The following is a 12,721-nucleotide window of genomic DNA, read 5'->3' as shown; positions in this document are numbered from 1 at the left end:
GCCCGCGGGGAGCCCGATCACCGCGGGATCGATGGCCATCAGCTCGACGAACACATCGATCGACACCCGACGACCGAACACCATCACATGGTCATAACCGCCCTTGGCCCGTATCACAAACGGCGGATCCTCACCCGGTCGGTGCCAGTCAGCCGGACCGACCTCACCGAACTCCAGCGTGCCGTCAGACCGACGTATCGCCGTCCCGGACAGTGTCAGGTCCAGGACCGGGAACGAGCTTCCCTCAAGATCACGACCCCAGATGCGGTTATCGAGGGTCTCCATGGCGTAGCCGGGCGACACCGCACCCACACCCTGGAGATGGAGCGCGGACAAAGCGACGAAGCTGCTCGCCGACTTCACCGTGTCGTCCAACGCCAGCGAGGACAACTCGGCGCGGTGGTCAGGGGTCACCTCGACCGCAGCGTCCAGCATGAGCACATGACGGACCACGGCATCCAGATCGAACGGACCGTCCCGCAGAACAGGCTCGACCCGCCATAGCCGGTCGAGCAGATCAACGGCAGCCAGGAGAGCGTCGTAGAGCACCCTCTTATCTTCGTTTGACGAGATGTCGGAGCCGTACAGGTCCTCCAGCCACTCCCTGATGCCGATCGGGGTGGACGGCTCGGCGGGGGCATCGACCATGAGCACGTCGTCGTCCACGAAACCGGGCAAGGACGGGGTGAAGGACATCTCGGCAAACCCAGAGGATCTGGGGCCCAACTCTTCGGAGACGGCCGACGACAACGGCGAGACCTCGGATGCGGCCCCCCGCTCCGCGCGGCCCTGCTCAGGGTCCTCCTCGGACGAGAGCATCCGGGCATCGAGGCCGACGGCGTCCCGCCCATCCGGGTCGCCGCCCAGGAGCTGCGCCGTGCCCTTGCCCGTGCCGTCTCGGCCTCCAACGGCTGGAGGACTGCCGGCAGTCAGCGCCTCCGGCCGCGCGTCGTCGTCGGAGCCGTAGTCCGAGACGTTGGATGAAACACCGCCGGCCTCGCTGAACATTGACTCGGTGTCACTGCGGTCATCGAGAGACGAGGCGGTGTCGTCGCTGTCGGACTGAGCCGTCGGGACGTCCATTGCGGAATCCTGGCCGATCAGCACACCGGGATCGGGGACGGGGGCGATGGAGGGGGCGAAGGTGAAGGTGTGGGCCGAGGGGGCATGGGCGGCGACCCCGTCCGCATCCGCGAAGGGGAGCCAGGCCTCGGTGTCAGGCGTGGAGACGTCCGGCGAGGGCAGACCGCGCGGCTCGCTGCTCGACCAGCCGGTGCCGACAGCCTGGGCTTCTTCCGGTGTACGCTCATCGATTGGCCCGATGGTCACCAGGTCGGCGACCGCATTCACGTGGGGGCGGAACGGCTCCGTCGCATTGGCTCGATGCAGGACCATGCCGTGTCGTGCGGCCACCACCGGGCGACCGATCAACTTGCTGATGACACCTCGTGGGTCCTTTTTCCTGGCATCGCTGCCTGCCGGTCCGACCGGTGGCTTCGCCGCTGCCACCCCCTGAGTGAGAGCGACATTGATGTACGCGGGGAGTCTGTTCATCTCCATGTCGTGATGCAACAACTCGCCGACCTCGGCCCAGGGCACCCGGACCCTACCGCCGGGCAGGTCCATGAGCAGGTGGTCGGGGTCGGTGTCCTCTGTGTTTACGCCTTGCACCAGGTACGCGGGACGCAGCCATGGCGGCTGTTGACCGACGCCCTGCGGCACCGCGACGCGGGCTGTGTCGACCGCCCCGGGGTTCGCCGCTGCCCCGGCCCAGTTACGGCCCGTCGCATTGCCTTCGGAATCGAGCAGCCGAGTTCTCGGGTCCAGGGCCCCCAGCGTTTCCAGGTGGAACGCGGCCAGCGCGGTCGGGTTGTCCAGGTCACGTCCAGCGGCCGCCGCCAGAGTGGCCAGTGTGTGCAGACCGTCACGCCGGGCCGGATCCGGCGCGTTCAGATGGAGAACCTTGGCAGTCAGGGCGTTCAGGTCCGAGTCGGAGTGCCGCGCCGACCATTCCTCGGCCTTCACCATCGCCCAGAACATCCGTGACAGCTCGGGCTCCCCGACCACCGCGCCGGCGTCCAGGCGCAGGTACATGCGGGCCCCGACCTCCAGGATCGGGGTGCTCTTGTGCAGTCGTCGGGCCGTCGTGAGGACGTGCGGCAGTTCGATGAACTTGGTCAGGACGGCACCGGTCGGGCTGTTCGCCGCCCTGACCAGTAGGTCGCGGCAGGCGTTCCGCAGATCGCGGTGGGTGTCGGAACGCGGGTCGCTGTCCACCAGCGTCTGGCTGTCGTCCAGCTGGTCTTGGCCTACGCGGGCGGCACGCTCGAACAGGTCCATGGTGAACGGCCCGAGGCGATTCAGCGCCGGATCGGCCGCGCGCATGTTCTCCAGCGCGCCAATGCCACGCAGCAGCTCCAGATATGTGGTGGCGTCGTCCTCAATGGCCGCCCCGAAGGCTATGCGCAGCGCGCGGGCCAGCCGCAATGCCCGCGCACGGTCCTCTACCGAAACCGGCCCGTCACCGGTGTGCAGATTGGCGTCCCTGGCAAGCTGGTCAAGCGCTGCACCCGTGGGCTCCGGTCGGCACTCCACCCACCGGCCACGCCGCCCCCGCGCATCGCTGTTCAGAACGTACGCCCACTTTCGCGTGGCCAATTGATAGCTGACGCTGAACGCGGTGCTGGCTCCGTAGCTGACACGCCCGGTCTCATTGGACACGTGCTGGAGTTGGCTGGTGATCGCCAGAGGGTCGGGGACGAAAGGGGCAGGACCATAAGGCAAGCCCCAGGGGTTCGTCCCCTCCCGGAGAGCGGGAGTGCAGCCCAGGGCCACCACCTTGGACTGCGGGGCAAGTTTTCTCAGGCTCGGGCTCCGCCGGAGCACCCGACTGAATGCCCCGTCCCGGAACGCATTCTCCGGGTCCTTCTTTGTCGGTGCCCACGTAACGCCCGGCCGGCCGTGCACGCCGTAGAAGTACACATCTTTACCGAACGGAACACCGTCAGGGTCCTCGGTCATGCCGGTGCCCGGGTGCCAATGCCAGGTTCCCTCCGCCTCTGCCGCATGCCGGTCCTGCTCCATGTACCCCTCGGCGTCGGGGCCGCCGAAGTAGGATCTGCCCCTCGATCTGTTGTTGACGACGATGGTGTTGCTCAGCAGTTCGCGGTCCCCAGCCAGGTCTGCCTCATTCTCGGCCGTGTCGGGCAACAGACCGGGAGGGCTGCAAATCCAGTCGGGGAGCAGCTTGCGCGGGTTCTCCGGGCGAAGGTCAGGGAACTCCAGGTAGACGACGTGCGGCAGGGACGGGTCCTCCGGTTGCGCGTGCACGTGCACGGCGCCGTTGGTCGACCAGGTGTCCCGGCCGAGGCGGTCCGCCACCCGACGCGGCAGCTCCGGCCGCCCGGCGCCTGCGTGGGAAATCGCCAGCAGTACGTCCCTGCCCGCGGGAAGCGCGGCCAGCTCGGGATCGATGGCCATGAGCTCGACGAACACATCGGTCGGCACCCGGCGGCCGAGCACCATGACATGGTCGCGATCGCCCTTGGCCTTTATAACGACTGGCGGCGGCTTACCGGCCCCGGACCAGTCAGCCGCACCGACATCGTCGAAGTTCAGGTCACCGTCGGATTGGGTCGCCTTTCCGGAGAGTGTCAGGTCCAAGCTCAGGCGACGGTTCGGGGTGCCCTCGTAGTCGCGGCCCGTGAAGCCGCCGCTGGGGTCGGTGATGACGTACTCGGGCGACAGCGCGCCCGTGCGCTGGAGATGAAATGCGGCCAGGGCGGCCAGACTGTCCGCGGATTCCACCGCCTCGTCCATCGCCACCCGGAACAACTCCGTGCGCTGCGCGAGGGTCACCGCGGCGGCGGTGTCCAGGACGAGTACACGGCGGGCCAGGGCATCCAGATCGAGCGGCCCGCCCCGCAGACCGGCATCGGCTTGCCGCAGCCGTTCGAGCCATTCGGTGGTCGCCAGGAGAGGTGCGTAGAAGCTGTCGTCCGACTCGAAGTCGGGGCCGAACGGGCCCGCCAGCCACTCCTTGTTGGCGGGGGACAGCTCGAAGGCTTCCGCCATGGACTCGTCGTCGGACGAGTCGTCGCTGTATTCCCCGTCCGTGATCGCGCCGGGGGAAACGGGCGGAGACGAGGTGGTGTCCGGAATCCCAGCCGCCGAAAAAGACCTGAGGAGCAGCCCTGTGAAGTCGGTGGACAGCGACTCCGGCGAGCCAGCCGTGGAGGACGCCGTCGGCGCGTCCGTGGACACGGGGTGGCGGACGTAGCGGCTCGCGGTCAGCGGGGCTTCGGCCTCGGTCCGCTGCGCCGCGTACCCCTGTCCGGGGTCCTCGGACAGGGGCGTACCGGTGTCGGGAGCGATGGCATCCGCGTCCCGTCCGTCCGAGTCGTCACCCGGGGCCTGTGTTTTGCCCTTGCCCTTGCTTTTGCCCTTGCCCTTGCCCTTGCCCTGGCCCTTGCCCTGGCCGCCAACGGCCTGTGTGCCGTTTGCGGCCAGCGCCTCCTGTCGCTCGTCGTCGGAGTCGGAGTCCGATTCGGCCGAGCGGTCCGATGAAAGATCGCTGTCAGCACTGAAAATTGACTCGCCGTCGTCAGAGCTGGAGTCGTCGAACTCCGTCGGCGGGGCTTCGGACTCGGTCCGCACGGGACGGTACGACGACGGCATCTCGGACGCCGTCCCCTGCGTCGAGTCATCCTGGCCGGGGCCCTGGGACACGGGCGTACGGGTGTCGGGGGTGACGGCTTCCTGGGGCGACGGCACAACGGACTCGGCCGGGCCACCGGCCGGCGGGGTGACAGCCGCGTCGGCCGGGGTCTGCGGCCGTTGCTGCGAGGCGCCGGACTGCGGGCCACCCGCGAGGGCAGCGGCTGCCGCCGTGAGCGGCGCCAGAGGAGCCGACTGCTCCCCCTCATCGGGCGTGAGCCCGGTGCTCTCCTGTACCGCCGCCGTCTCGCCGTCGGGCGTGGTGCCCGAGGACGCGGCCGGCTGCCCGGCGCCCGTTCCGGGGAGAGGAGCGGCGGGAGTCTGTGCGGCGTCCGGCAGGACCGCATGCGCCGACGGGGCCGCGGCAACGCCGTCCAGGGCGTCCAGGGCGTCCGTCTCGAAGGTCTGGCCCGGTTCTGCCGCGGCGTCGCCTCGCCCCGCGGTGCCGGCCGCGCCGGTGCTCGTGGGAAGGGTGCCCGGGTCCGTTGCCGTCCGGTGCTCCGCACTCCCGGGGAGCGACGCGGCTTCCCTGCCCGCCTCCGTCTCTGTGTCCGACTCCGTCTCGGTGTCCTCGGCGAGCGATGCGGCCGGGTCCTCGTTGCCCGTCCCTCCACCGGTGCCCCTGCTACCTGCGCCCGATCCGGCCGCAGGCCGCTCGGCCATGTCCGAAGCCGGCGAAGTCTGCTGTTCCTGGCCGGGTGAACTCCCGTCGTCCGGCATCTCCTCGTCCTGAGGGACGGCGGCGAACTCGTCGGTGAACGCGTCGTCGGCGCCCTGTCGGGAGGTTACGGTCAGCGGCGGCGCGGAGACGGACGTCCCAGCAGTGGACGGGATGTTCGGCTGCCCGACGCCAGCCGTGTCGTCGAGGGAGCCGGTCCCAGCGGCCGTGGGATCCAGGGAACTGGGCGTGGGCACGACGGTCTCGGCGCCCAGAGCCTCCGACACGGGCAGAGAGTTGTCGCCGACGGCGAACTCCGGGGTGACAGCGCTGTCCTCTGGTTTCGAGGAGACGTACGAGGATGGCGGCCGGCCCGCACCGCTCGCGGTCGTCGTCGGACCGATCGCCGCACCCGGGTACCCGGATGAGACTTCGTCGCTGCCGAAAGTCGGCTCGGTGGCGCCGGCGCCGACGGACGACGCACCAAGGCCGGAGCCGGAAGAATACGACGGAACAACCGGTGCGGAAACCGCGGTGCGCGGCGGCGTGAGCACGTAAGGCTTGACGACCGGCAAGCTGCCACCGGAGCCAGCACCGGAGCCGCTCCTGACACTGCCCCCTCCGACATCCGGAAGCCGATTGATGACGTTCGGAGTGAACTTGAAATTCTCGGGAAGTACCTTGTACACAAATTTTCCGCCGTGCACGACACCATCGGCGGCGACCTCGAAAATAAGCCCGCTGATCCCCGCACTCACGAACGTCGCAGGATCGATGGAGAACGAGCCCCGGAAGAAAAGACTCGTGAACGCCTCCGCGAACGTCTCCGCCTGACCCTCATTGACGAAACTGAGCGGAAGATCGGAAATCTCCCGCCACACCGGCTTGTCCTTGAAGAACTTGACCGTGATCGGCCTGACCAACGAGTGCAGGGCACCGGCGAACAACCCAGCAAGCGCCCCCGCGACCGCCGACTGCAGGACCTCCATCCCGTCCGGCTTCGTACGCCGACGCTCGGGATCCGGATGGACCATCGAGATCAACTGAGCGCCCAGAGTGGTGAAAGCCTCCTCAAGCGCTTCGAGTATCACCGAAAGCGGAGTCGGCAGAGCATGACCCAACCTCTGCAGAATCAACACCATGGCCAACGTGGTACGCGCCCTCGCCGCGGCAACCTCAAGAAACGACGTACCACCAGTGAACACAGCGAGCATAGCGATCAACGCGAGTTCGAGGTTCATGAGAGTGAACTCGATAATGATCTGGTATTGAGCTTCCGAGACCTTCATCGAACGGTCGCCCTGCCGGGCAGCTACAGCCCGCGCCTCGTCAGAGAAACTACGCACATGCCCGATGAGAACATCCACCGCGGCGTTGAACTCCCTGCCCATCTCCGAAGGAAGCGAGGAACCAACAGCGGAAGAAGCCGACTTCAGATTACCGGCCAGTGCTTCGAGATCATGCGCCAGCTGGAGATAAGGCTCACGACTGGCATAACCCTTGTCCGGGTCGGCACGCGGCGCCTTCGACCCCACCCAGACATCGAAGAACTCCCATACATCAGGTGGGAGATTCACTGGACTTCCATCTCTCTAGCCTCGTCGTGTGTCCGCTTCCGCAATGTCATCCAGAGCGGATACCGCCGGCCTCTGAACGTTTGTGCCCTCCATGGTGACCGCTTCGAACAGACCACTGATGCTTCCCATCAGCGCCTCAAGCGTATCGGCCACCTGTCTCCCCTCTTCACGGACTTGGGGAACGAGTTGGTCGGCGAGCGTGTCACCGATGCCCTCCTCCCCCCAGCACCCCTCGTGCGGGGCGATGCCGGCATCGTAGGAGTGGGGCAGCCGTGCGGTCTCTCGGGAAACCTCGCCTAGGCTTCCCGCACCGGCCAGTAATCCCGCGCGATAAACCGAATACATGCCCATCGTTACCTGTCCCCTCGCCGCTTGCTTCCCGTACCGTGACCGCCGGGCGGGACAGCGGGCTCCTCATCGTCCTCGTGGATCTCGTCACGGAGCCGGCTCATCGGCGTCGGATCCGTCTCGTCGGACGTCTCGCTGAGCAGCGTACCGAAGACCGAGCCCCAGTCGACCCCCATTCGCTCCGGAACATCGCCCCGAGCGGTCATCCTGGTGATCGGGTCGATCACGGCGACGACCTGGCGGGCCATCTCCGCACGAGCCGAGTTCGCGGCTTCCAGCACCGCGTCGGCGAGCTGTGAAGCGGCCATGGACCGATACGCGCCGTCGAGGAACTCCAGACTCGTCAGTTCGCCCTTGGGCCCGACCGTCACCCGGACCGATCTGTCCGTCGACCGTGCGGTCACCGATGCGGCGTTCAGCTCGCCCCGCGCTTGGGCTATGGCTTCTTCCGTCGCCTTGAGGTTGGCCTGCGCCTGGGCCACACGGTCATCTATCGACTGGCTCAACCCGTTCTCCTTACTGAACACTTCGGCACTTCCGGCACTACTGAGACTTTGGCGGCCGGGAGGCTGGACGCCCGGACACGAGGTACACGACCCGCCACCTGTGGCGGCCTGTCATTCGGTCATCGCCCGTCACCTTCCCAGGGCCTGGGGTGCGCCGCCCTCATCCGTACCCCAGACATCCTCGTCCTCCGCCAGCCATGTGGTGCGCTCCCGGTCATTGCTCTCCGTCCGCTGCCCGTTGCCTCCCGCCCCCTGTCCGCCTGTCATCGGTGGCATGAAGGGCGAATTGCTGCTGGTCGGCGTAGTCCCCCGGACGACGCGGTGCTCCTGTTCCTCGGTGGCGCGCGCGGCGTTGGCCGCTCTGCCCGAACGGCCGCCGGTGGGTTCGTAGACGTTACGGGCCCGCTCGTTGGTTCCCCCGGAGTCGCCTCCCCCGCGGGGCGACATCGGCGGCATCATCGGCGTACCCCCGCTCCCGGTCGAAGCGCCGGACGAGGCGGTCTCGTTTTCCCCGGGGCGCCCCAGCGCGGACGTCGGATCGTCCTGACCGTAGAGGTTGTCGGCGAACACGGAGGAGTTCGCGGAGCCGGAGTCGCCTGACGGGTAGTAGGACGAGAGGTCAGGGGGCTGCGGAAGGTCCGCGATGCGCTGGCGGATCAGCTCGCTGAGGTCCCCGTTGCCAGTCCCGCTGGAGCCGGCACCAGCGGCGGCCTGCCGGGCCTGCTGAAGGGCTTCCCGCTCGGAGGCGTCGATCTCGCCGATCCGACGGTCGTAATCCTCCCGGGCCACATCCTCGTCGACGCCGGCGGCTATCTGACGGTCGTAGTCCTGCCGCGCTTCCGTCCGGTCCTGCTCGGCCTCAGCCTCCGCCTCAGCCCTCGCCTGCTCGTACTGCTGGCTTGCCGCAGCCTCCTGGCGGGCGGATTCCTTCTCGGCGGCGTCGCGTCCGGCCGTCGCCTCGCTCTTCGCCTCGGCCTGGTCCTGCAGCGCTGCGGCCCTGTCCACCGCGGCCTGCTGCTTCGCTTCCTCCTGCGCCTGCTCAGCCTTGGCCCGGTCCTGCGCGTTCTGCGCCTTGACCTCGGCCTTCTCCTGATCCGCCTCGGTCTTCGCCGCGGCCTGCTCCTTCAGCGCTGCGGCCCTGTCCACCGCGGCCTGCTGCTCCGCTTTCTCCTGCGCCTGCTCGGCCTTGGCCCGGTCCTCCGCGTTCTGCGCCTTGACCTCGGCCTTCTCCTGATCCGCTTCGGCCTTCGCCGCGGCCTGCTCGGCCTTGGCCTCCGCCTTCTCCTGATCCGCTTCGACCTTGGCCGCGGCCTGCGCCGCCTTGGCCTCCGCCTTCTCCTCGTCCTTCTCCTGCTTGGCCTCGGCGCGTTGCCGTGCCGCCAGCGCCAGGGCCGAAGCCTGCTGCTCGGCCGTACGCTGCCTGGCTTCCTCCTGCGTCTGCTTGGCCTCGGCCCGGTCCTGCGCGTTCTGCGCCTTGACCTCGGCCTTCTCCTGATCCGCTTCCGCCTTGGCCGCAGCCGCCGCCGCCTTGGCCTCCGCCTTCTCCTGATCCGCTTCCGCCTTGGCCGCAGCCGCCGCCGCCTTGGCCTCCGCCTTCTCCTCGTCGGCCAGACGCTTGTTCTCCAGCCGGTCCTTCTCCTGCTGCTCCCTGGCCTCGGCCGCCAAGCGCTTGTTCTCCAGCCGGTCCGCCTGCTGCTGCGCCCTGTCCTCGGCCGCCTGGCGCTCGTTCTTCAGCCGGTCCGCGTCCGCCTTCGCCCTGTCCTCGGCCGCCAGGCGCAGGGCCTCCAGCCGGTTCTTCTCCGCCTCATCCGCCAGGCGTTTGTTCTCTGCCGCGGTTGCCGCGTTCGCGGCTTCCAACTTCTTCTTTTCGGCGTCCGCCTGCTCCTTCGTGGATATCTCGGAGAGCGAACGCGTGTCCTTGTCAACTATCTTTGTGTCAAACGCCTTTGCCGCTTCAGTGAAAGCTTCCTGAATGGCCAGTCGGGCCTCGGCGCCCGCTACAGCGATGTTCTCCTGCGCATACTGCTTCCACCGGTCCACCGCCTTTTGGCCAATCGCCTTCCAGGTAGCCGATGCGGTCGGTGGACCGTACGTCGCAACTTCCCCAAAAATACCATCGGTGGTTATGCCGTTTTTGAAATTAGGCCCCGTAATGACGCTCATGTCCGTGATGGACGAGAACCCCGAGGACTTATCACCCGTCACCGTCGTCTTACTGTCAAAATCATAATCCTGGCCGGCGAGAGCGTATTGGACTTCCTCCAGTACGCCGTACAGCACACCATGCGGGTTGCCACCGAAGGGGCCGGGGAGGCTCATCCAACTGCTCCAGGCCGCGCTGAGGTTCTTCGCCTGGGTGCGGAGAGTCAGCCGGAGTTCCTCCAGGGCGCGGGCGGGATCGGACTTGCTACCGATAAAGAACGGGATACGTCCCGCACCACCGACCTGATCGGCATATCCCTCGTAATTCCTCGCCAGCTTGTGGATAAGATCCTTGAAGATAGCCGCCCCGGTACCGTCCCACGAGTCACTGCCCTCACCGATGTTCTCGGTGTCCCACCCATCAATGGTGGCGGCGCTTTTCTCGAAGAACGTGACAGCCGTTTCGAACACCTCTGCCACCTCCGTGAAGGAGTGCAAGTCAACATAGGCCGCGTCCGGCACACCGACGCCGGCATACCTGAACCCGTGGGTGGTGTTGTGGTGCAGCAGGTAGTTCACGGCGTCCACGGAGCCCTGGATGTACTTGGCCAGAGGGGTTGTGTCCCAGGTGAGGTCAGTATCCCCCGTATTATCCAGGCCCGTAGTCGTCAGGGCCGGGTTCGTACCCGCATCACCCACGACGGCACCCCAGCCGCGCGTCGGGGTGCCTACGACGTGTCCCAGGAAGGTGATGTAAGCCCGCCACCTGTAGAGGGATTTCCCGGCCGGGACGACCCCACCGCCCTGAAGCTCCTCGTCGGGGGCGTAGAACGGAATCGTGTAGTCGGTGTTGAACGAACGCCAGCCTCTCGAGCCCGCGACCGGCCTGTTGAAGAGGGCGTCGTAATCCGGGCCGCCTTCCTTGAGCAGCCGGACGTGCATCAGCGGGATCTCGTCGTTCCCCTTGACCGTGTCGAACAACGTGTCCCGCGGGGGCATCTCCCAACCGGTCAGCATGCCAACTGCCTTTGCCCAGTTGTCATCGTTGTTGTCTTCGGTACTCCTGGGCGCTTCGCTGGGCACCATGCTCCAACAGGTCGTAGTAGGGGGGAAGGAAAGCAAGGGAGCTTGCTTCACCGTGCACTGGTGCCGCCCAGGACGGCCTTACGGGAGAGCTATCAGGGCGTCTGACCAGTTCGGCGCGCACGTGCCTGGGGGGCGCCGGCACAGCAGATCCGGCCGGGAGGAGCGCTAGGCCTCCTCCGTTGTGCTCCCGGAACCGCCGAAATCGCTTTCAACATCCTCGAAGATGTTCATGAACGCCTCCGGGTTGATGGATTCCAGGTTCTTCTGCTTGTTTTTCGTCAACTGGAGGATCGTTTCCTCCAACGCAGATTTGATGTCTGCGAAGAGCTGCGTCTGCTCTTCGAGGATACGCTTGATCTCGGCTGCCGCTGCGTTGACGGTCCCATTCAGACCGGCACCCGCGCCCTCTTTGGTGGCGGCTGTATCGGCCGTGGCCGCCACGGCCCCGGAAGCCATGTTGCCGAGGATGAGCGGCTTCGACGCGTCGAGCGTGGTCCCCTCAGTTTTCATGACCTCCGAGATCAGTGTTTGGGGTGGCCCCAGAGTAGATTGGAACGCGTCGATGTGAGTGTTGATGAACCGCGTCAGAAATTCGATGTTCAGGACCGTTGGCGCGGCCACATCATTCCCCTTTCAGGCGACGCCGGAAGCGGGCTCCCACGCGCTCAGTGGCTGCCGATCTTGATGTCTCCCCACCTCTGCGCGAGGCTCTGTTCGGTGTACCGGTAATTGGAGGAGATGTCGGTGAGGACGGCGGAGTTCTGGGCGAGCAGGATCTTGATGTTCTCCACCGCTTGGTCCCACTCCGCCTGGACTTTGCCATAGACCTCGGCGTCGTCACCGATCCAGCTCTCCTTGAGCACGGTCAGCTCACTTTTCAGATTCTCGATGATGCTCATAATCGACTGGGAAAGGGCGACCATGTCGTCCGCTGCGCCTTCGACAGGGGCGTAGTCGACGTAGATCACGCCGTCGCTGAAGTTCATCAGGATCCTCTATTCGGTCGCGGTTGAGGTGCGTTCCGGTTACGGCCAGTGGGCTGGACCGTGGCAGGTGAGCGGTGACTCTCCGAGTCCGGCGGCGACGTGCGGTGCCGCACTCAGTCAGGCGGTGGGGTTGGTGCCGCCCGCGACCCCACTTGGACCGCTGTTGAGCCCCTGGAGCTCGTCGAACACGGACGAGGACCTCGAGTAGGCCGTATTGATCGCCTCGCTCGAAGAACCCTGCGTCTTGCCCTGCTCCGTGAGGGAGGTGTTGAGCTCGTCGATCATCCGGTCCAGGCTCACCAGGATGGTGCTGACCTGCTCGTCCCACTTACGCATCAGGCCGTTGTACGCCTTGCCGTCCTCGCCTCCGTAACTGTTGGCGATGGTGTCCGACTTGGACTGGACGTCCTGCTGACACCGCTGGACGCCGGTGAACGCCTGTTCCAGCGACATGATCCCGTTGCGTGTCGCCTGCTCTTCAACTCGCACCATGGCCATGAGGGACCATCCTTTCGTCGAGATTCCCCGACCTCGGGCCCCACACCACCCGCCGGCAGAGAGGGTGGCCTCTTCGGGAACACATAGGCTCACCGGGACCTGGGGCGACCAAATCGTAAGCGCGTGTCAACTCGTTTGGCAATTACCCGCCAAGACGTGACACGGCGGCAACTCCCGTTTCATAACGCTCACTTGAGCGGTTAC

At 66.6% G+C, this 12,721-nt stretch carries 8 protein-coding genes; 2 read left to right on the top strand and 6 right to left on the bottom strand.

What is annotated here, in order from left to right:
* Positions 1-5,661 (bottom strand): lonely Cys domain-containing protein (locus ACIREO_RS33540; protein WP_404117132.1); only part of this gene is annotated, 5,661 nt, incomplete at its 3' end.
* Positions 5,662-5,695: 34 nt separating this feature from the next.
* On the opposite strand from ACIREO_RS33540, the gene ACIREO_RS33535 reads away from it, so the two are divergent.
* Complete coding sequence (locus ACIREO_RS33535; RefSeq protein WP_404117129.1) at positions 5,696-5,932, top strand: hypothetical protein; 237 nt, start codon at positions 5,696-5,698, stop codon at positions 5,930-5,932.
* A gap of 143 nt (positions 5,933-6,075) precedes the next feature.
* Complete coding sequence (locus ACIREO_RS33530; RefSeq protein ID WP_404117126.1) at positions 6,076-7,251, top strand: hypothetical protein; 1,176 nt, start codon at positions 6,076-6,078, stop codon at positions 7,249-7,251.
* 53 nt (positions 7,252-7,304) lie between these two features.
* Here ACIREO_RS33530 and ACIREO_RS33525 read toward each other — a convergent pair whose 3' ends face one another.
* The 5 genes from ACIREO_RS33525 to ACIREO_RS33505 all read right to left on the bottom strand — a co-directional run bounded on the left by ACIREO_RS33525 (position 7,305) and on the right by ACIREO_RS33505 (position 12,517).
* Positions 7,305-7,805 carry a YbaB/EbfC family nucleoid-associated protein gene (locus ACIREO_RS33525; protein WP_404117123.1) on the bottom strand — a complete coding sequence of 167 codons (501 nt, stop codon included), beginning with the start codon at positions 7,803-7,805 and terminating at the stop codon, positions 7,305-7,307.
* A 129-nt stretch (positions 7,806-7,934) separates the two neighbouring features.
* On the bottom strand, positions 7,935-11,033 hold the full coding sequence (locus tag ACIREO_RS33520) for an AAWKG family protein (protein WP_404117120.1): 3,099 nt from the start codon (positions 11,031-11,033) through the stop codon (positions 7,935-7,937).
* A 165-nt stretch (positions 11,034-11,198) separates the two neighbouring features.
* A complete protein-coding gene (locus ACIREO_RS33515; RefSeq protein WP_404117117.1) occupies positions 11,199-11,654 on the bottom strand; it encodes a type VII secretion system-associated protein in 456 nt (151 codons plus the stop codon).
* A gap of 44 nt (positions 11,655-11,698) precedes the next feature.
* Entirely contained in the window at positions 11,699-12,019 is a 321-nt protein-coding gene (locus ACIREO_RS33510; RefSeq protein ID WP_404117114.1) for a WXG100 family type VII secretion target, read from the bottom strand.
* A 117-nt stretch (positions 12,020-12,136) separates the two neighbouring features.
* On the bottom strand, positions 12,137-12,517 hold the full coding sequence (locus ACIREO_RS33505; RefSeq protein ID WP_404117112.1) for a hypothetical protein: 381 nt from the start codon (positions 12,515-12,517) through the stop codon (positions 12,137-12,139).
* Positions 12,518-12,721 lie beyond the last annotated feature (204 nt).

The sequence above is a fragment of the Streptomyces sp. NPDC102441 genome (assembly GCF_044765585.1).
Taxonomy (GTDB): Bacteria; Actinomycetota; Actinomycetes; order Streptomycetales; family Streptomycetaceae; genus Streptomyces.
Note: the sequence above shows the minus strand (reverse complement) of the source record. Positions and strands in the feature narration are given on the sequence as shown.

What these genes read in the sequence shown, in the direction of transcription:
- ACIREO_RS33520 (WP_404117120.1), bottom strand. Translation starts at nt 11,033, where the DNA reads ATGGTGCCCAGCGAAGCGCCCAGGAGTACCGAAGACAACAACGATGAC.
- ACIREO_RS33510 (WP_404117114.1), bottom strand. Translation starts at nt 12,019, where the DNA reads ATGAACTTCAGCGACGGCGTGATCTACGTCGACTACGCCCCTGTCGAA.
- ACIREO_RS33505 (WP_404117112.1), bottom strand. Translation starts at nt 12,517, where the DNA reads ATGGCCATGGTGCGAGTTGAAGAGCAGGCGACACGCAACGGGATCATG.